At 73.0% G+C, this 19,585-nt stretch carries 17 protein-coding genes; 8 read left to right on the top strand and 9 right to left on the bottom strand.

Annotated features, from left to right (window positions below):
* The first annotated feature begins 33 nt into the window (after positions 1-33).
* The 3 genes from QFZ58_RS27420 (at position 34) to QFZ58_RS27410 (ending at position 2,410) form a co-directional block, all read left to right on the top strand.
* Complete coding sequence (locus QFZ58_RS27420; RefSeq protein WP_307127570.1) at positions 34-1,245, top strand: pyridoxal phosphate-dependent aminotransferase; 1,212 nt, start codon at positions 34-36, stop codon at positions 1,243-1,245.
* A 23-nt stretch (positions 1,246-1,268) separates the two neighbouring features.
* A complete protein-coding gene (locus QFZ58_RS27415) occupies positions 1,269-1,892 on the top strand; it encodes a peptidase (RefSeq protein WP_373428597.1) in 624 nt (207 codons plus the stop codon).
* A gap of 209 nt (positions 1,893-2,101) precedes the next feature.
* On the top strand, positions 2,102-2,410 hold the full coding sequence (locus QFZ58_RS27410; protein WP_307127568.1) for a hypothetical protein: 309 nt from the start codon (positions 2,102-2,104) through the stop codon (positions 2,408-2,410).
* Positions 2,411-2,417: 7 nt separating this feature from the next.
* On the opposite strand, the gene QFZ58_RS27405 is transcribed toward QFZ58_RS27410, so the two are convergent.
* The 3 genes from QFZ58_RS27405 to QFZ58_RS27395 form a co-directional block, all read right to left on the bottom strand.
* Complete coding sequence (locus QFZ58_RS27405) at positions 2,418-3,701, bottom strand: SWIM zinc finger family protein (protein WP_307127567.1); 1,284 nt, start codon at positions 3,699-3,701, stop codon at positions 2,418-2,420.
* A complete protein-coding gene (locus tag QFZ58_RS27400) occupies positions 3,698-6,616 on the bottom strand; it encodes a DEAD/DEAH box helicase (protein ID WP_307127566.1) in 2,919 nt (972 codons plus the stop codon). The genes QFZ58_RS27405 and QFZ58_RS27400 overlap by 4 nt, the downstream gene beginning before the upstream one ends.
* Positions 6,617-6,737: 121 nt before the next feature.
* Positions 6,738-7,847, bottom strand: a complete 1,110-nt coding sequence (locus QFZ58_RS27395) for a slipin family protein (RefSeq protein ID WP_307127565.1) — start codon at positions 7,845-7,847, stop codon at positions 6,738-6,740.
* Positions 7,848-8,064: 217 nt separating this feature from the next.
* Here QFZ58_RS27395 and QFZ58_RS27390 point away from each other — a divergent pair, with 217 nt between their 5' ends.
* The gene (locus tag QFZ58_RS27390; protein WP_307127564.1) at positions 8,065-8,433 is read left to right on the top strand and encodes a hypothetical protein; all 369 of its coding nucleotides are present in this window, start codon (positions 8,065-8,067) and stop codon (positions 8,431-8,433) included.
* Here QFZ58_RS27390 and QFZ58_RS27385 read toward each other — a convergent pair.
* Positions 8,427-8,963, bottom strand: coding sequence for a DoxX family protein (locus tag QFZ58_RS27385; protein ID WP_307127563.1), 537 nt, complete (start codon positions 8,961-8,963; stop codon positions 8,427-8,429). The genes QFZ58_RS27390 and QFZ58_RS27385 overlap by 7 nt on opposite strands.
* A gap of 129 nt (positions 8,964-9,092) precedes the next feature.
* A complete protein-coding gene (locus QFZ58_RS27380; RefSeq protein ID WP_307127562.1) occupies positions 9,093-10,235 on the bottom strand; it encodes an ADP-ribosylglycohydrolase family protein in 1,143 nt (380 codons plus the stop codon).
* Positions 10,236-10,317: 82 nt separating this feature from the next.
* On the opposite strand from QFZ58_RS27380, the gene QFZ58_RS27375 reads away from it, so the two are divergent.
* Positions 10,318-10,596 (top strand): DUF6343 family protein, encoded by a 279-nt coding sequence (locus QFZ58_RS27375; protein WP_307129011.1) that lies wholly within the window; start codon positions 10,318-10,320, stop codon positions 10,594-10,596.
* Positions 10,597-10,667: 71 nt separating this feature from the next.
* Here the strand turns inward: QFZ58_RS27375 and QFZ58_RS27370 are convergent, their stop codons facing one another.
* From QFZ58_RS27370 to QFZ58_RS27360, 3 genes are all read right to left on the bottom strand, one after another.
* Entirely contained in the window at positions 10,668-11,051 is a 384-nt protein-coding gene (locus QFZ58_RS27370; protein ID WP_307127561.1) for a tetratricopeptide repeat protein, read from the bottom strand.
* A gap of 72 nt (positions 11,052-11,123) precedes the next feature.
* Positions 11,124-11,729, bottom strand: a complete 606-nt coding sequence (coaE, locus tag QFZ58_RS27365) for a dephospho-CoA kinase (RefSeq protein WP_307127560.1) — start codon at positions 11,727-11,729, stop codon at positions 11,124-11,126.
* A gap of 55 nt (positions 11,730-11,784) precedes the next feature.
* Positions 11,785-12,723 carry a PAC2 family protein gene (locus QFZ58_RS27360; RefSeq protein ID WP_307127559.1) on the bottom strand — a complete coding sequence of 313 codons (939 nt, stop codon included), beginning with the start codon at positions 12,721-12,723 and terminating at the stop codon, positions 11,785-11,787.
* A gap of 498 nt (positions 12,724-13,221) precedes the next feature.
* Here QFZ58_RS27360 and QFZ58_RS27355 point away from each other — a divergent pair, with 498 nt between their 5' ends.
* A complete protein-coding gene (locus tag QFZ58_RS27355; protein ID WP_307127558.1) occupies positions 13,222-14,184 on the top strand; it encodes a right-handed parallel beta-helix repeat-containing protein in 963 nt (320 codons plus the stop codon).
* A gap of 106 nt (positions 14,185-14,290) precedes the next feature.
* On the opposite strand, the gene rpsA is transcribed toward QFZ58_RS27355, so the two are convergent.
* Positions 14,291-15,802 (bottom strand): 30S ribosomal protein S1, encoded by a 1,512-nt coding sequence (gene rpsA / locus QFZ58_RS27350; RefSeq protein ID WP_014156844.1) that lies wholly within the window; start codon positions 15,800-15,802, stop codon positions 14,291-14,293.
* A gap of 398 nt (positions 15,803-16,200) precedes the next feature.
* On the opposite strand from rpsA, the gene QFZ58_RS27345 reads away from it, so the two are divergent.
* Complete coding sequence (locus QFZ58_RS27345; RefSeq protein ID WP_307127557.1) at positions 16,201-17,025, top strand: class I SAM-dependent methyltransferase; 825 nt, start codon at positions 16,201-16,203, stop codon at positions 17,023-17,025.
* Between the two features lie 25 nt (positions 17,026-17,050).
* The gene (gene hrpB, locus QFZ58_RS27340; protein WP_307127556.1) at positions 17,051-19,561 is read left to right on the top strand and encodes an ATP-dependent helicase HrpB; all 2,511 of its coding nucleotides are present in this window, start codon (positions 17,051-17,053) and stop codon (positions 19,559-19,561) included.
* The last annotated feature ends 24 nt before the right edge of the window (positions 19,562-19,585 follow it).

Raw genomic sequence — 19,585 nt, 5'->3', positions numbered from 1 at the left:
CAAGTATCGCAATTCGGGTCGGGGAGGCACCGCATGGAATTCCGGCAGTCCAGCAAGCTCAACGAGGTCTGTTACGAGATCCGGGGGCCGGTCATCGAACAGGCCGACGCCCTGGAGGAGGCGGGCCACAGCGTGCTCCGCCTCAACACGGGCAATCCGGCGCTCTTCGGTTTCGAGGCCCCGGAGGAGATCGTCCAGGACATGATCCGGATGCTCCCCAAGGCACACGGCTACACCGACTCGCGCGGCATCCTCTCCGCGCGCCGCGCCGTGGCGCAGCGCTACCAGGCGATGGGTCTGGCCGATGTCGACGTCGACGACATCTATCTCGGCAACGGTGTCTCCGAGCTGATCTCCATGGCCGTCCAGGCGCTGCTGGAGGACGGCGACGAGGTCTTGATCCCGAGCCCCGACTACCCGCTGTGGACCGCCGTCACCACACTCGCCGGCGGCAAGGCCGTGCACTACACCTGCGACGAGGCCGCCGACTGGAACCCGGACCTCGCCGACATGGCCTCCAAGATCACCGACCGCACCAGGGCCATGGTGATCATCAACCCCAACAACCCGACGGGCGCCGTCTACCCGCGCGAGATCCTCGAGGGCATGCTCGACCTGGCGCGCAGGCACGGCCTGATGGTGTTCGCCGACGAGATCTACGACCAGATCCTCTACGACGACGCCGAGCACCACAGCGTGGCGGTCCTCGCCCCGGACCTGCTCTGCCTCACCTTCAGCGGGCTGTCCAAGACGTACCGGGTCGCGGGGTTCCGCTCGGGCTGGATGGTGGTGTCGGGCCCTCAGCAGCACGCCCGCAACTACCTGGAGGGGCTCACCACGCTCGCCTCCATGCGGCTGTGCCCCAACGCCCCGGCGCAGTACGCGATCCAGGCGGCCCTCGGCGGCCGGCAGTCGATCCGGGAACTGGTCGCTCCTGGCGGCAGGCTCCACGAGCAGCGCAACCGGGCCTGGGAGCGGTTGAACGAGATCCCCGGGGTGTCGTGCGTCAAGCCGAAGGGCGCGCTGTACGCCTTCCCGCGCATCGACCCGAAGGTGCACCCGATCGTCGACGACGAGCGGTTCGTCCTCGACCTGCTGTTGCGCGAGAAGATCCAGGTGGTGCAGGGCACCGGCTTCAACTGGCCGCGCCCGGACCACTTCCGCATCCTCACCCTGCCCCAGGCCGACGACCTGGACGCGGCGATCAGCCGCATCGGGCGCTTCCTCAGCGGGTACCGCCAGTGAGCTGCCCGGAGTGTCGTCTTCCCGTGCTGACGCAGTTCGCCTCCCCCGGCCTGGTGGGGCCGATCGTCGAGGGCGGTCTCGATCCGGCGAAGGATCCGGGCTGGGCGGGTTCGGGCGCCGCTTCGCCCGCCGAATACGCCCGCTGGGCAGGCCATCTGTGCGGTATGACCTGCCTGCGCATGGCACTGGGCACCGGGGCTCCGGCCTTGTTCGCGCTGCGCGACGGGGCACTGAGGTACGGGGGGTACACCGAGGACTCCCAGGGTCTGATCAAGGGGCTGGTCTACGCCCCCTTCGCCGAGTACGTGGCCGAGGTCCACGGCCTCGACGCGGTCGTCCACCGGGACCTCTCCCCCACCGGGATCGTGCGTCTGCTCGACGAGGGCCGGAGCGTGATGGCCTCGGTCCACTACGGGATCCGGCATCCGGACCGGCCGGCTCCGGGGCGGGGTGGGCATCTCGTGCTGGTGAGCGCCCGCTCCGCGGACGGGAAGGGCGTGCACTTCCACAACCCCTCGGGGACGACGGCGGCCACACGCGCGGCCACGCTGCCGCTACCGGTATTCGAACGCTTCTTCGCGGGCCGCGGTGTGTCCCTGTCCCGGGCTGCGGTGCGGGACAGGGGAGAAGGCGCGGCCCCGGCGTGACACGTCGTCCGCGCGGGCGGTTCCGGACCGCCCCGGGGACGATCCGTACCCCCGCCTGCTGTGGAGGCCCGCGCCCGTCGGCTCCCGGGTCCCGGGCGGGCTGCCGGCTGCGCCGCCCGGGTGACCGGACCCGCCCTGCCCACGTTCGGTAGTGTTCCGCCGCCGGACACGAGCGCGCAGGGACACCGACGGGCACGGGAGCGATGCACATGGGGACGCCGATACGCCACTTCACCGCCCTCGGGCCCGGGGACCAGGTCTTCACGGTGAACATCGAGTGGGACTTCCGGTACGACCCGTACCGCGACTTTCTGGTCTGCGCGCACTGCGACTGGTCACCCTCCCTGCTGACCAGGCGGAAAATCATCGACATGGCAGGAGAACACCTGGCCACCGTCCACGGTGCCGACCGTGGACTCTCCCAGCAGGAGAACGAGGCGTTCAGCAAGGCCCGCCGGGTGATGCTGCCCCTGTGCGCCCTCGTACTGATCGTGGTGCTCGTCTACGCCTTCGCCTGAGGCCGCGTCAGCCGCGGAGCGCGCTGAGTGCGCCCACCGGGTCGGTGTCCGGGGCGGACCGGGGCCACCAGTCGTCCTCGCCCGGGTCCGACTCGTAGCCGTACCAGCGGCTGTCGTGGCCGAAGCGGAGCTGGAGCGTACCGGCGGCGTTGGTCAGGTGGTTGCGCCGGGGCTGGAAGCGTGGAAACCCGGCAGCCGCGAGGGCGGGGCGGGCCCGGTCGAACGGGCCCGCGGGCGGATCCCAGGCAGTCTCCAGGACGGCCAGGCCCTCTGCGCCGCCCTGCCGCCAGGCGGCGACGGCGCGGGCCAGGTCCGTGGTGCTGCGGCCGGTGGCGAAGGCCAGTTCGCGGTAGAGCGCCCGGGTCGTGGCGGTGAGCCCCGCCGTGGGGCGGGACGCGGCGATACGCACCGCGTCCTGCCAGGTCGTGAGCCCGGCGAGCGGGTCCTCGCCCGTCGTCAGGAGGGTGTGGGCCCGGGCCGCCGCGTCCGAGGCGAGGTGGTCCAGGGCCAGCGGGTCCCGGCCCCCGGGCAGCTCCGGGTAGGACGGCGGCCCACCCGGGTGCGGCGGCAGGGGAAGGGGCGCGGGCAGCGGTGGGAGGAAGCGGTCGGCCAGGGCTTCACCGGCCGAGACGGAGGGCATGACGGGAGGGGCGGAACGCTCACGGGCGGAGTGCTCCGCGTTGCGGCGGCCCAGCTCGTCGAGGAGCTCGCGCTCGCCCCGGCCACGCATCAGCAGGAGGACGAACGGGTCACTGTCCAGGAGCCGTGCCGTCTGGTAGCAGAGCGCCGCCACGTGTTTGCAGGGCCAGCCGCGGTCCGGGCAGGAACAGTCGGGATCGAGGTCGCCGGCGGCGGGCAGCAGCCGTATGCCGGTCTCCCCCGCCGTGTCGACCAGGGAGTGCGGCATCTCCTTGTCGAGCAGCGCGGACAGGTGCCCGGGCCGTGCCGCGACGGCGTCCAGGAGCGTGTCCCAGTCGGAGGCGGAGAACGTACGCAGCCTGAGCTCGGCGCGGTACGGGCGGGGGCGGCTGCCGTGGACGTAGGCGATGACCCGGCCGGGGGTGACGGTGATCGCGGCGACGTGGCCACCGTCGGCGTACGTACGGCCGCGGGCCAGCCGCCCCTCGTCCATGGACAGGGCCTCCAGGGCGTCCACCCAGGCCCGCCCCCACCAGCTGTCCGCGAAGGGCCCGTCACCGTGCGAGGCCCGGGCGGGCACCGCTTCGAAGGTACGCCGCAGGTCGTCGGGGCCGGGGCGGGCGGCGGGGCGGGGGCCCGCGGCGGGACTCACGACGTCCTCCGCAGCGAGACGAGGTCGGCCAGATCACGGTCGCTGAGCTCGGTCAGGGCGGCCTCGCCCGAGCCGAGCACCGCGTCGGCGAGGGCCCGCTTGGATTCCAGCAGTTCACCGATCCGGTCCTCGACGGTGCCCTCCGCGATCAGCCGGTGCACCTGCACGGGCTGGGTCTGGCCGATGCGGTAGGCACGGTCGGTGGCCTGCTCCTCGACGGCAGGGTTCCACCATCGGTCGTAGTGGACGACGTGGGCCGCCCGGGTGAGGTTCAGGCCGGTGCCGGCCGCCTTGAGGGAGAGCAGGAAGACGGGGACCTCGGCGGACTGGAAGCGGTCCACCATGCGCTCCCGCTCGGGCACCGGCGTACCGCCGTGCAGCAGTTGGGAAGGTATGCCCCTGGAGGCCAGGTGGGCGGAGAGCAGGCCGGCCATCGACACGTACTGGGTGAAGATCAGGACGGAGCCGTCCTCGGAGAGGATCGTGTCGAGGAGCTCGTCGAGCAGGGCGAGCTTTCCCGAGCGTCCGGCGAGCCGGGTCGGCTCCTCCTTCAGGTACTGCGCGGGGTGGTTGCAGATCTGCTTGAGCGAGCCCAGCAGCTTCATGACCAGCCCTCGGCGGGTGATGCCTTCGGACTGCTCGATGGACGCCATCGTCTCCCGAACGGCGGCCTCGTACAGCGTGGCCTGCTCCCGGGTGAGGAAGACGGGGTGATCGGTCACGGTCTTGGGCGGCAGCTCGGGTGCGATGCCCGGATCGGACTTCTTACGGCGCAGCAGGAAGGGGCGGACCAGCCGGGAGAGCCGCTCGACCGCTTCGTCGTTGCCCAGGCCGGCGGCGGTGCCGGTGTTCTCGACGATCCGGGCGTGCCGGGCCCGGAAGGCCTTCAGCGGGCCGAGCAGCCCGGGGGTGGTCCAGTCGAGCAGCGCCCAGAGCTCCGAGAGGTTGTTCTCGACGGGCGTGCCGGTGAGCGCGACGCGCGCCGGGGCCGGGATGGTGCGCAGCGCCCTGGCCGTGGAGGAGTGCGGATTCTTGACGTGCTGGGCCTCGTCGGCGACGACGAGGCCCCAGGTGTGTGCGGCGAGCTGCTCCGCGCTGGAGCGCATCGTGCCGTAGGTCGTGAGGACGAAGCCGCCGTCCGGGTCGGTGAGGGAGCGGTCGGCGCCGTGGAAGCGGCGCACGGGGACGCCGGGCGCGAAGCGGTTGATCTCGCGGTGCCAGTTGCCGAGGAGGGAGGCGGGGCAGACCACGAGGGTGGGTGCGGCATGGGCGCGGTGCAGGTGGAGGGCGATGACGGTGATGGTCTTGCCCAGGCCCATGTCGTCGGCGAGGCAGCCGCCGAGGCCGAGGGACGTCATCCGGTCCAGCCAGGCCAGCCCACGCAGCTGGTAGTCGCGGAGCGTGGCGTCGAGCCCGGGCGGCGGCGGGAGGGTGGCGTCCTCGTCCAGCACGCGCGCGCGGAGCTCGGCGAGGGCGCCGACGGGCACGGCCTCGACCTGTTCGCCGTCGATCTCGGCACTGCCGGTCAGGACGACGGCGAGGGCGTCGACCGGGTCGAGCAGTCCGAGCTCGCGTTTGCGGGCCTTGCGCACGAGCGCGGGGTCGACGACCACCCACTGGTCACGCAGGCGCACCACCGGCCGGTGGGCCTCGGCCAGTGTGTCCATCTCGGCCTCGGTGAGCTGCTCGTCGCCGAGGGACAGCTGCCAGTCGAACGCGAAGAGCTGCTCGGCGTCGAAGAAGGAGGTGCCGTCGGTGGCCGATCCCGGCGCGGGCCGGACGACGGCCGCGGCGGTGAGCGAACGGGCCAGCTCGCGCGGCCAGTGGACGACCACCCCGGCCTCGGCGAGCCGGGCTCCGGACCGGCCGAGCAGCTCGTACAGCTCGTCCTCGGTGAGGGCGAGCACATCGGGGACGGGCTGGTCGAGCAGTCTCTCCAGCGGGGGCCAGATCCGGGCGGCGCGGCGCAGCGCGAGCACCGCGTCGATCCTGGCCCTCGGCCCGAACGGCTCACCGGCCCCGCCGCTCCACAGCGTGGCCGCGTCGGTGACGTAGGTGGGGTCGGCGAGGCTGTGCACCTGGGTGACGGCGGCGGCCGCACGGCGGGGGGCGGGCGCCGGCGCGTACGTCTCCTCGTCCGCGTCCGCCGGCATGGCGGGGGCGGAGGGTTCGAAGAGGTCGTACGCGGACAGGTCGAGGCGGAGGGAGACTCGCACTCCCGCGTCGAGTCCGGCGGCCACATCGACGGCCCAGGCGCGGGCACCGGGGAGATGCTGGGCCTCGAAGGCGGCGAAGGGCGCCCCCATGGCATGGGCCGCGGCAGGGGTGCGGGGCAGGGTGTCGGCGACGGCGTCGAGGAAGGCGCCGAGCAGGGCCTGGATCTCGGGGACCCGCAGGGGCATGCCGTCCAGCGGGACCGCGTGTCCCTCGGGCGGCATCGAGGCGGCGACGGCTCTCAGGTGGGCGATGTCCTCGGCATCGCGCGGTCCGGCCCGCCAGGCGTCGTGGTCCTCGGCGGTCAGTCCGGGCAGCAGCCTGCCGCGCGCCACCAGCGTGAGCGCGTGCAGCGCCGCCGCGCCCCAGGCGCGGGTGGCCGGGTGTGCCACGGCCCGGTGGCGGGCCCTGGCGAGCAGAGGCACCGCGTCAGCGACGGGGAGCAGCAGGGCGGGCACCGTGCGGCGGCGGGCACCGCCCGCGCCGTCCCGTACGAGGACCGTCAGCTCGGAGGCGGCGGGAACGGCTCCCCCACCGTCGGCGGCCGCTCCGGACGACGGGGCTTCGGCACCCGTGAGGTCGGCCGTCCCCTCGGGGTCCCAGAAGGCCACGCGGCCGTCCCTCGGCAGCTCGGCCGGCAGGAAGACCGCCGCGCACCGGAGCAGCCGGTCGGCGGTCGCGTCGTGCTGCCGCTGTGCCATGTCCACCGCCCCTTTCGGCCTGGTCCGGTCGTGTCGCCGCTGTTCCGGCGAGTCTAGGCGGGGGGTACGACAACGCCCGCCCCGGCCGTGTGCACGCGGCGCGGAGCGGGCGGAGCCGGACTCAGCCCGGCGGGTACGGATCCGTGCGGGAGTCGCTCGGCGGATCGGCGCGCGGCCGGTCGGGCGGCGACGCGGGCCGCAGGGGATCGGGAAGCACCGGATCGGGCGCGAGCGGATCGGGCGAGAGCGGGTCAGGCGAGAGCGGGTCAGGCAAGGGAGATGCCGGGCCGAGCGGGTCGGGGGCGAGCGGATCCCGGGCGGCGAGCGGGTCGGGGGCATGCGGATCAGGCACCGGCGACCCGGTACCGGAGGGCTCCACCCGGTCCGGCCCCGGCTCCGCCGCGTGCCGGCCCGGCGCGTCCTGCGGCTCCCGTGCCTCGGCCGGGGGCTGCGGCACCTGCGGCTGCTGCCCTGACTGCGCCCGTTCCAGGAACCGGAGCAGCTCGACGGGGAACGGCAGCACGAGTGTGGAGTTCTTCTCGGCCGCGACCGCGACCACCGTCTGCAGCAGGCGGAGTTGCAGCGCCGCCGGCTGGCTGGACATCTCGTGGGCCGCCTGGGCCAGCTTCTTCGACGCCTGGAGTTCCGCGTCCGCGTTGATGACCCTCGCGCGCCGCTCCCGGTCGGCCTCGGCCTGCCGGGCCATGGAGCGCTTCATGGTCTCCGGGAGCGACACGTCCTTGATCTCCACGCGGTCGATCTGCACGCCCCAGCCCACCGCCGGGCTGTCGATCATCAGTTCCAGCCCTTGGTTCAGCTTCTCCCTGTCCGACAGCAGGTCGTCCAGGTCGCTCTTGCCGATGATCGACCGCAGGGACGTCTGCGCCATCTGCGAGACCGCGAACCTGTAGTCCTCCACCTGGATCACGGCGCTGGCCGGGTCGACGACCTTGAAGTAGATGACGGCGTCCACGCGCACCGTGACGTTGTCCCTGGTGATCCCGTCCTGCGCGGGGACGGGCATCGTCACTATCTGCATGTTCACTTTGCGGAGCCGGTCCACGACGGGGACGATCAACGTGAAACCGGGGGCGCGCACACGGTCGTGCAACCGGCCGAGCCGGAGCACCACGCCCCGCTCGTACTGTTTCACCACCCGGGCCGCCGCCATGGTGTAGACGACGACACCCGAGCCCGCCGCCGCCGCTGCGATCACCAACTCCTCGACCATCACGGCCCCCTGCGTCCGACAGTGGGTTCCGGCGCCCCTGGACGCCTGTTACCACGATATGCCCGGTTTGCGCACCCGTCGAACCTCTGTCCGGGTGCCGGTGGCCCCGGTCGGCCGCGCACCGGATGCCCGGCCTCCCGGGAACAGGCAGGGTGGCCAGCGCCAGCACGTCTCTGTGACGTACCGATGAGCCGGACGAGCAGACGAGGACCCCGCCATGTCCGTCACCGCGACAGCCGCCCCCACCGACCTCCGCCGCCGGCGCCGCGCCGGCATCGCCGCCGGCGCGGCCGTGCTCACCCTCACCGTCTCGGGCTGCTCCGGCCTGGGGCGCACCGCTGTCGGGCCGGTCGTCTACACCACCGGGCGCGACCGGGTCGTCAGCGTGCACAGCCCGTCGGTGAAGGGGTGCCACCGGATGGCACCCGCCGGTGCGCACGAGGTCGAGAACCGGACCTTGATCGACATGGTCCTGTACCGCACCCGCGACTGCACCGGCGGTGGAACCACCTACGTGGCCACCACGCTCGCCGACGTCAACTCCCCGCGCGCCCTGCCGTGGCGCAGCTATCGGTTCGTTCACTGACCGCCGCGCTCCGCACGGCCACGTCCCCGGAGCAGAGCGAACAGCTCCGCGGTCCGCTCCCTGCGGTCCCGGGCGATCAGCAGGACCACGACGACCAGCAGGGCCGGCATGGGCGCGTTCGGCGGGTCCAGGAGCGTCAGCTGGACGATCGCCGCACCGGCCAGCAGACCGGCCAGGGCGAGCGCCGCGACTCCGGCCAGCAGCGGAATCAGCAGGGCGACGGCGCCCGCCATCTCCAGTGCGCCGATCGTGTACATCGCCGTATCGCTCCAGCCCATCCGGTCGAAGGACGCCACGGCGGACTCGTGCGCGCCGAGCTTGGCCGCCGCGCTGAAGCCCAGGAAGAGGGCGAGGACGACGCGGGCCACGGTCAGGGCGGTCGCGGCCCGGTTGCGGCGCGGGACGGCGGATACCGGCACCGGGAAGGAGGCGGGGGTGTTCGCGGGCATGGAGGTCTCCTCGGAGGACGTCGGGGCGGCGTGCGCCGATGCGGCGGCGGCTTCGGGCCGCTGCGCCTTCTCGGCGTTCACGGAGAGGTGGACCGTACCCGGTCGCGGAACTCATCGCCGCAGGAAGGACCGCGTTGCTCCGGCCTCACGGGCTCCTCGGCGCGACCGCACCCGCCCCCGTCCCCGGCGGGGAGGCCCGCCGGAGGCGGATCAGCACTCCGGGTAGCGTCCTTCGGGCCACGTGACCGGCTGCTCGGACTCCATGCACAGATCGTCCGCGAGCTCGGCGATCACGGACCGCCCCTCGACCGCGGCCAGCCAGGACGCGGGCAGCCGTACGTCACCGTGACGCGCCCCGAGCAGGTTCCCGCAGATCGAACCGGTGGAGTCGCTGTCACCGGAGTGGTTGACGGAGAGCAGCAGCGCCTCGGCCATCTCGTGCTCCTGCGGGAACACCAGCGCGCAGTACACGGCGATGGCCAGGGCCTCCTCGGCAACCCAGCCCGCTCCCAGTGACTCCACCCGCTCGGCCGTCGGCCCGCCCCGTGCGGCCAGGTCGACGGCGGCGCGCAGGGCGGCAGTCGTCTCATCGTGGCCGTGGTGGCGGCCCAGCAGTTCCATCGCACGCAGTACGGCACCCGCCGGGGAGTCGCCCTCCAGGAGGTGCGCGACGATCGCGGCGAGCGCGCCCGCCGCGAATGCCCCGGTGGGGTGGCCGTGGGTGATCTGCGCACACCGGGCGGCCAGCCGGAAGGCTGTCGCCGGGTCGTCGCCCAGCAGGCCGAACGGCGCGGATCTCATCACCGTGCCGCAGCCCTTGGACTGCGGGTTGACCGGCCCCGGCACATCGAGGGGCGCGCCGTCGTCGGGGGCGTGGCCGGCCGCGAGTCCCGTGAGACAGGCGTTGCCGGGCGCCCGGCGCGCGTACAGCCAGGGCTGCTGCCTCAGCCACCCGGTCCGTACGGCGCTGCCGCCGCCGCGCGCGGGCGGGGCGGGGTGGTTCTGGGTGTCGAGCCAGCGCAGGTAGGCGTTGCGCACGATCGCGGCCTCCGCGCCGCCGATGCCTGTGGAGCGGGCCCGGGCGCGGGCTCTGATCAGCCCTTCGGCCGTGAAGAGCGTCATCTGCGTGTCGTCCGTGATCCGCCCGACGACCCCGTCCGCGTCCGCGACGAGCTCACGCACACCCCGTTCCCCGTAGGCGCGGCGGATGCCGTCGATCGAGAGGAACTCCACCGGGTTGCCGAGCGCGTCCCCGATCGCGCCGCCCAGCAGGGTGCCGCGCACTCTGGCCCGGCGGGCGACGCTCTCACCCCACGGCGCGCTGCCGGCGGTCCCCTGCCCTGTCGCGTTCACGGCACGCTCCCCGTCTTCCGTCCGGCCTCGGCTTCCGCACACCGCTCCGCGGGGTCATCCTGGGAGGAGAGAGGCGATGCCGATGCGTACCGGAAGTGAACCGGCCACTGCGCGCAGCCCCCTGCGGATGCGGCTCTGGCTGAGTGTATGGGGGATGGCCTGGGCGGCGTTCGGTCTGGCCGCATTCCTGGTGGCCGGACGCGTCGGCTGGGCGACCGCCTGCGGAGTACTGCTGCTGGTCGCGCTCACGGACTGCTGTCTCGTCGTCCGCCACATCCGCCAGGGCCCGCACTACCAGCCGGGCCGGGACATCCCTCCGTACGAACCCGACGAGGCCTCCCGGGACGACCGGAAGCCGTAGGACCCGCCTCCACCCGCAGGACCGCTGTAAGACCCCCACGGGTGGGCGGCAGGTGGCCTGAGCCGGGGCCGTCAGGAGCGGTCGCCGCCGGGGCGGTCGTCGAAGCGGGCGGCCTGCAGATACTCCGGCTTCGGGTCAAGGGCGGCGGCCAGCCGGAAGTGCCGGGTCGCCTGTTCGGGCCGGCCGGCGCGCTGGAAGGTGCGGGCCAGGGCGAAGTGCGCGAAGGCGTTGTCGGGCTCCCGCTCCAGGACCAGCTCGAATTCGAGCTCCGCCGGGCGCAGTTGGGCTGCGGCGAAGAACGCCCGGGCACGCAGCAGACGGGCCGCGGTGTTCTCCGGGTGGGCGGCTATCACCGAGTCGAGCAACTTGACCGCGCCCCGCGGATCCCGTGCGGCGAGCAGTTGCTCCGCCGCACGGAAATCGATGACATGGGTTTCCGGGTTGTTCTCGGGCACGGTCACATCCTTCCCCTGGCCTGCCGCTCCTCAACATCCCGCGGGCTACCGGTATTCCGGGCGGATCCCGCTTCAGTGGGTGGCGGCGGCACGCTCGGTCAGCTCCGACCACACCCGGCGCACCTGCGGTTCCAAATCCTCAAGCGGTCCGTCGTTGTCGACGACCAGGTCGGCGACGGCCAGCCGCTCCTCACGCGTGGCCTGCGCCGCCATCCTCGCGCGGGCGTCCGCGTCCGTCATGCCGCGCAGCCGTACGAGCCGGTCGAGCTGGGTTCCGGGGGCGGCGTCCACCACGACCACCAGGTCGTAGAGCGGGGCGAGGCCGTTCTCGGTGAGCAGGGGTACGTCGTGGACGACGACCGCGTCGGGGCCGGCGGCCCGCTCCCGTTCGGCGGAGCGGGCGCCGACGAGCGGGTGGACGATGGCGTTGAGCGCGGCCAGACGGCCGGGATCGGCGAAGACGATCGCGCCCAGCGCCGGCCGGTCCAGGGTGCCGTCGGGCGTGAGCACACCAGGTCCGAAGGTCTCGACGACGGACGCGAGCCCGGGGGTACCGGGCTCGACGACCTCGCGCGCGATCCTGTCGGCGTCGATCAGTACGGCTCCGTAGCTCGCCAGCAGCCGTGACACTTCGCTCTTGCCGGCGCCGATCCCGCCGGTCAGGCCCACTTTCAGCATGCGCCGAGCCTATCGGCCGACCGGTGGCCACCTGTCCGTGACCGTTCGCGACCGCTCAGGAGTCGCCCTCACGTTCGGCGAGGAAGCGCTCGAACTCGAGGCCGATCTCGTCCGCCGACGGGAGGTCGGCGGGCTCCGCGACCAGGTTGCCCCGGGTCTCGGACCCCGCGACGGCGTCGTACTGGTGCTCGAGCCCTTCGACGAGGGCGACGAGCTCCTCGTCGCCCTGGCCGACCTGCCGGTCGATCTCGGTCTGGGTCCGGTGGGCCTCCGTGCGCAGCGTGTGCGCCACCGTCGGCAGGACCAGTCCGGTCGCCGCCGTGATCGTCTCCAGCGCGGTGAGCGCCGCGTCCGGGTAGGCGGACCGGGCGACGTAGTGCGGCACGTGGGCAGCGACGCCGAGGACGTCGTGGCCCGACTCCATCAGCCGGTACTCGACGAGTGCCTCGGCGGAGCCGGGAACCTGCGCCTCGTCGAACGGACTGCGGTGCCCGGGCGTGAGATCGGTGCGGTTGCCGTGCGGGGTGATGCCGACGGGGCGGGTGTGCGGGACGCCCATCGGGATGCCGTGGAAGTTGACCGCGAGGCGGACGCCGAGCCGCTCGACGATCTGCTCGACGGCGGCGGCGAACCGCTCCCACTCGACGTCGGGCTCGGGCCCCGACAGCAGCAGGAAGGGCGTTCCGGTGGCGTCCTGCACCACGCGGACGTCCAGCGTCGGAGCCTCGAACGCCGTCCAGCGGTCGCGCCGGAAGGTCAGAAGCGGGCGGCGCGCGCGGTAGTCCACGAGCCGGTCGTGGTCGAAGCGGGCCACGATCTGGTGCGGCAGCGTCTCGAGCAGGCCGTCGACGATCTGCTCGCCGGTCTCGCCCGCGTCGATGTACCCGTCGAAGTGGTAGAGCATGACCAGGCCGGCCGACTCCTGGGCGAGCGCCATGTCGACGACGGCCAGGCCCTTCGGCTCCCATTCGTACAAACTCTGCGGATCAGGCACGGTTACCGCTCCTCCTCGTGTTCCTGGACAAGAACACCCCGCACGGCCATGGCATTCCCGGCCGCGCAGCTTTCACTCCTCGCGCGAGGAGGCGGGTGTACGGCGGGGCGAGGGGGAAGCGTACGCGTCGGCCCGGGAGCCGCAGTTGCCGTGGCCGACGGGGGTCCACTCGCCGCCGTCCGCAGGACGCAGGACGGGCAGCGGGCCCGGGACAGGCCCGCGCCCACCTCCGCGCTCCGGTACCGGTGCCCGTCTCCGCGCTCCGGTGCCGGTGCCGGTGAACATCCCGGCGGGCACGCCCTGTTCACGACGCGCGCGTGTCACGGCCCGTCAGTTGCCCGTCCGCCTCGCGGGTTTCACCCGGGACGCAAGGCCTGCGCATTGGTCCAGACCTTGACATGCCCACGCCCTCTCCTTACGGTCACCGGGGCAGCGGACGCTGGTTCTCGCCCCCGTTCAGGTATGAACCACCGCACCCTACGACGGGAAGGCACTCCCATGCGCACCCGCACACTCGTTCCCGCCCTGCTGGCCGCGACGTGCGCCGTCGGCGGTCTGACCCTCGCCTCGGCCGGCGGCGCACAGGCCGCGACGGTCGTCGATGTGGCCACGGCGGCCCAGCTCAAGGCGGCGCTCGCGGCGGCGGCCCCCGGTGACACGATCCGGCTCGCCGACGGCACCTACACCGGGAATTTCAAGGCGACCACCCCGGCCACCCCCGCCGCCCGGATCACGCTCACCGGATCGGGCAGGGCCGTCCTCACGGCCGGTGGTGGCTACGGTCTGCACCTCAACGGTGCCTCCTACTGGACCGTCCACGGCATCACCGTCACCGGCGGCCAGAAGGGCATCATGGCCGACGCCGCCGACGGCGTCGTCATCGACTCGGTGACCGTGCACGACCTCGACATGGAGGGCGTCCACTTCCGCAAGTCCAGTAGGAACGGCGTGATCAGGAACTCCCGCATCCACGACACGGGGCACGACGGACGCGGCATGGGTGAGGGCGTGTACGTGGGGACCGCCGGGGACCTCACCGACCGGAGCGACGGCGTCCAGATCCTGAACAACATCATCGGCCCCGGGGTCGGCGGCGAGAACGTCGACATCAAGGAAGGCACGACCGGAGCGAAGATCATCGGCAACACGTTCGACGGCGACGGCCTGACCGGCGCCAACTACGACGACTCCTGGGTCGACGTGAAGGGCAACGGCGTCCTGGTCGAGGACAACAAGGGCGTCCGCACGACCGACAACGGCTACGAGACGCACACCCAGCAGAGCGGCTGGGGATGCGGCACGGTCTTCCGCAACAACGCCTCGGACCTGACGGGCGCCACGGGCCCCACCCGGCTCGCCGTCAAGGTCACCAACCAGACCACCGACTGCCGCACCACCGTGTACGGCAGCAACACCGTCACCGGCGGCAAGGGGCTGACGAACATCGCCGTGACGCCCTGAGCACCGCACCGCGTCCGGACACGGGTGAGGCCCGCCCCCCGAAGGGAGCGGGCCTCACTCACAGCTCTCCAGCTACCGCAGCCGATGAGCGACCGGGATCAGAGCGTCAGCTCTGGCCGCCGGCCAGCTTCTCGCGCAGGGCGGCCAGTGCCTCGTCCGACGCCAGGGCGCCGGAGTTGTCCGCCGACTCCGAGGAGTAGGAACCGCCACCGCTGCCACCGGAGGCAGCCGGGGCAGCGCCCGCCGGGGCGGCAGCGCCCTCGGCAGCGGCAGCCTCGTCGGCCTCGCGGGACTTGATGACCTGGGCCTGGTGCTGCTCGAAGCGCTGCTGCGCCTCGGCGTACTGGGTCTCCCAGACCTCGCGCTGCGCCTCGAAGCCCTCGAGCCAGTCGTTGGTCTCGGGGTCGAAGCCCTCGGGGTAGATGTAGTTGCCCTGGTCGTCGTACGACGCGGCCATGCCGTACAGCGTCGGGTCGAACTCGACCGAGGCCGGGTCGCCACCGAAGGCCTCGTTGGCCTGCTTCAGCGAGAGGCTGATGCGACGGCGCTCGAGGTCGATGTCGATGACCTTGACGAAGATCTCGTCGTTGACCTGGACGACCTGCTCCGGGATCTCCACGTGGCGCTCGGCCAGCTCGGAGATGTGGACCAGACCCTCGATGCCCTCGTCGACGCGCACGAACGCACCGAACGGAACGAGCTTGGTGACCTTACCGGGAACGACCTGCCCGATCTGGTGCGTACGGGCGAACTGCTGCCACGGGTCTTCCTGCGTCGCCTTGAGCGACAGCGAGACGCGCTCGCGGTCCATGTCGACGTCGAGGACCTCGACGGTGACTTCCTGGCCGACCTCGACAACCTCGGAGGGGTGGTCGATGTGCTTCCAGGAGAGCTCGGAGACGTGCACGAGACCGTCGACGCCACCCAGGTCCACGAAGGCACCGAAGTTGACGATCGAGGAGACGACGCCGGAGCGGACCTGACCCTTCTGCAGGGTGGTGAGGAACGTCTGGCGCACCTCGGACTGGGTCTGCTCGAGCCAGGCACGGCGGGACAGGACCACGTTGTTGCGGTTCTTGTCCAGCTCGATGATCTTGGCCTCGAGCTCCTTGCCCACGTAGGGCTGGAGGTCGCGGACACGACGCATCTCGACGAGCGACGCCGGGAGGAAGCCACGGAGGCCGATGTCGAGGATGAGACCACCCTTGACGACCTCGATGACGGTACCGGTGACGATGCCGTCTTCTTCCTTGATCTTCTCGATGGTGCCCCAGGCACGCTCGTACTGAGCGCGCTTCTTCGAGAGGATCAGGCGGCCTTCCTTGTCCTCCTTCTGGAGAACCAGGGCCTCGATCTCGTCGCCGACCTTGACGACCTCGTTCGGGTCGACGTCGTGCTTGATCGAGAGCTCGCGGCTCGGGATGACGCCTTCGGTCTTGTAACCGATGTCGAGGAGAACCTCGTCCCGGTCAACCTTGACGATGACACCGTCAACGATGTCGCCGTCGTTGAAGTACTTGATCGTCTCGTCGATCGCCGCGAGGAACGCGTCCGCGTCGCCGATGTCGTTGACCGCAACCTGCGGAGTGGTGGCGGTGGTCTCGGTGCTGCTCGTCATGTGGGAAAGGGCTCCGGTACGGACAGTGAGTCGTAGGTACTGCTACGCCGAAAGCCCGTATCGCCTCTGCAGACGCCGGACAGCCTGGAAAGCACCTGCCCCGGGATCGGGAGGCACCTCGACAACCGAGGGGACATGCAACAGACGCGAGCGCGGCCTGCTAGGTCTGAGGCGCGCAGGCTCGCAGCGCAACTTGTAGCATACGGGGGCAGCCGGACAGGGTCAATGCGCGAAGGCGCACACCCGGGGCACAACGCCCCGATCCCGGCACAACTCACGTTCACCGACGCCACATCGGCCTCAGCCGGACGAGTGGCGCGCACGCGGACGTACTGACCGGTACGCCCCGGGAGGGCAGCGCACGCGGCGGGTGAAGGCAAACTACAACGACGGGCACGATGAGCCAAGAGACCTACGACTCCGAACCTGAAGCGACCCGCCGGGAAGCCGGTGAGGTGGAGAGCAGCCGGGCAAGTCGCGGCTGGTGGGACCGGAACGCCGACGAGTACCAGAGCGACCACGGGGCCTTCCTCGGGGACGACCGCTTCGTATGGGGCCCCGAGGGCCTCGACGAGGCCGTGGCCGGCCTGCTGGGCCCCGCGTCGGCACTCGAGGGACGGGACGTCCTGGAGATCGGCGCCGGTGCGGCCCAGTGCTCGCGCTGGCTCGCCGCCCAGGGCGCCCGCCCCGTGGCACTGGACCTCTCCCACCGCCAGCTCCAGCACGCGCTGCGGATCGGCGGGGGCGTCCCCCTCGTGGAGGCCGACGCCGGACGGCTCCCGTTCCGCGACGGCGCCTTCGACCTGGCGTGTTCCGCCTACGGCGCGGTGCCCTTCGTCGCCGACCCGGTACAGGTCTTCCGGGAGGTGCACCGGGTGCTGCGCCCCGGGGGCCGCTGGGTCTTCTCGGTGACCCACCCGATCCGCTGGGCGTTCCCCGACGAGCCCGGCCCCCAGGGGCTCTCCGTCGCCGCCTCCTACTTCGACCGCGTCCCGTACGTGGAGCAGGACGAGCGGGGCGACGCGGTGTACGTGGAGCACCACAGGACGCTCGGCGACCGGGTGCGCGACGTGGTGGCGGGCGGCTTCCGGCTGGTCGACCTGGTGGAGCCGGAGTGGCCGGCCTGGAACACCCAGGAATGGGGCGGCTGGTCCCCCCTGCGCGGCAACCTCATCCCCGGGACGGCGATCTTCGTCTGCGAGCGGGACCGCCGGACCTGGTGAAGCGGCGGCGTACGAGACTGGGGGCGTGATCCGCACCGACGCCCTCGAGCAGTTGCCCGTACGCACCGCTGTCCCGGCCCTGGAGCAGGCACTGGACGACCGGGGCGTGGCGGTGCTCTGCGCACCGCCCGGCACCGGCAAGACGACCCTCGTGCCCCTGGTGCTCGCCGGACTGACCGGCGGCCGGCCGGTGCGCCGCGTGCTCGTCGCCGAGCCCCGGCGCATCGCGGCCCGGGCTGCGGCACGCCGGATGGCGTGGCTCCTGGGGGAGCAGCCCGGCGCCCGGGTCGGCTTCACGGTGCGCGGCGAGCGTGTGGTGGGGCGCGGGACGGTGGTGGAGGTCGTGACCACCGGGGTGCTGCTCCAGCGGTTGCAGCGTGACCAGGAGCTCGCCGGTGTCGACGTGGTGATCATCGACGAGTGCCACGAACGCCATCTGGACGCGGACACGGTCGCCGCGTTCCTGCTCGACGTCCGGGCTGCGCTCAGGCCGGACCTGCGTCTCGTCGCGGCGTCGGCGACCACGGACGCCGAGGGCTGGGCGCGGCTGCTGGGCGGCGCTCCCGTCGTCGAGGCGCCGGGCGTCTCCCATCCGGTCGAGGTGGTGTGGGCCCCGCCGGCCGTCCCGGTGCGGCCGCCGCACGGGATGAGGGTGGACCCCGCCCTGCTGACGCACGTGGCCGCGGTGGTGCGCCGGGCCCTCGCCGAGCGGGACGGTGACGTGCTCTGCTTCCTGCCGGGCGTCGGCGAGATCGGCCGGGTGGCCGGGCAGCTCGAGGGGGTGGCGGCCGAGGTGCTCCAGGTCCACGGGCGCGCTCCTGCGGCCGTCCAGGACGCGGTGCTGGCCGGGTCCTCCCAGGGGCGCCGGGTCGTCCTGGCCACCTCCGTGGCCGAGTCGTCCCTGACCGTGCCCGGGGTGCGGACCGTCGTCGACTCCGGGCTGGCCCGGGAGCCGCGGACCGATCATGCACGCGGGCTGAGCGCGCTGACGACCGTACGGGCCTCGCAGGCGGCGGGACGCCAGCGTGCGGGCCGGGCGGGGCGCGAGGCGCCGGGCACCGTGTACCGCTGCTGGGAGCAGGCCGAGGACGGGCGGCTCGCCCGCTTCCCGTCCCCGGAGATCCGGGTGGCCGACCTGACGGCGTTCGCGCTGCAGGCGGCGTGCTGGGGTGATCCGGACGCCTCCGGACTCGCGCTGCTCGATCCGCCGCCGGCCGGGGCCATGGCCGCCGCCCGGGAGGTGCTGACGGCGGTCGGCGCGGTGGACGCCGCGGGGCGGGTGACCGGCCGGGGCGTACGGATGTCCCGGCTGGGCCTGCACCCCCGGCTGGCCCGCGCCCTGCTGGACGGCGCCGAGGAGGTGGGCGGGCGGCGCGCCGCGGAGGTGGTGGCGCTGCTGAGCGAGGAGCCGCCGCGGGCCTACGGCGACGACCTCGCGGCCGCGCTGCGCACGGCCCGGCGCGGCGGGGACGCCTACGCGGCGCGGTGGCGGCAGGAGGTGCGCAGACTCTCGTCCGCCGGCGACGGTGCCTCGGGCGGGGGCGGCTCAGGGGCCGGTACGGACGACACGGCTGCCGGCCTGGTCGCCGCCCTCGCGTTCCCGGAGCGGGTGGCGCGGGCCCGGGGCGAGGGGGCCTTCCTCATGGCGTCGGGCACGGGCGCCGAGCTCCGCGACGGCTCGGGGCTGCGCAGTGCCCCGTGGCTGGCCGTCGCGGTCGCCGACCGTCCGGCGCACTCCGCGTCGGCCCGGGTGCGGCTGGCGGCGGTCATCGACGAGGACACGGCACGGCTGGCCGCCGGGCACCTTGGCTTCTCGGGCGAGGAGGTCCGCTGGGTGGACGGTGACGTGGTGGCGCGTTCCGTGGAGCGGCTGGGCGCGGTCGAGCTGTCGGCGCGTGCGCTGCGGCGGCCGGCGCCGGACCTGGTGCGTGCGGCGCTGCTGGAGGGCCTGCGCCGCGAAGGGCCGGGTCTGCTGCGGTGGACCCGGGACAGCGAGCAGCTGCGGCTGCGGCTCGCGTTCCTGCACCGGGTCCTGGCGGCGCCGTGGCCGGACGTGTCGGACGCCGCGCTGACGGCTCGTGCCGAGGAGTGGCTGGAGCCGGAGCTGTCGCGGGCCGGGCGCCGGGCGGACCTGGCCCGGATCGACGCCGGACAGGCGCTGCGGCGGCTGCTGCCGTGGTCGACGGGTGAGGCCACCCGGCTGGACGAGCTCGCCCCGGAGCGCCTCGAGGTGCCGAGCGGCTCCAGGATCCGGGTGGAGTACGGCGGTGAGCAGCCCGTGCTCGCGGTGAAACTGCAGGAACTCTTCGGACTGCGGGAGACGCCCCGGGTCGCCGGCGTGCCCGTCCTGGTGCACCTGCTGTCCCCCGCCGGGCGCCCCGCGGCGGTGACGGCGGACCTGGCGTCGTTCTGGCGGGAGGGCTACAAGGCCGTACGGGCCGAACTGCGCGGCCGGTACCCGAAGCACCCGTGGCCGGAGGATCCGACGACGGTGGCGGCGACCCGCTACACCTCGGCGCGGCTGCGCCGCGAATGAGGGACGGGGTGCGACCGGCGGAAC

The sequence above is a fragment of the Streptomyces sp. B1I3 genome, assembly GCF_030816615.1.
GTDB lineage: Bacteria > Actinomycetota > Actinomycetes > Streptomycetales > Streptomycetaceae > Streptomyces.
Note: the sequence above shows the minus strand (reverse complement) of the source record. Positions and strands in the feature narration are given on the sequence as shown.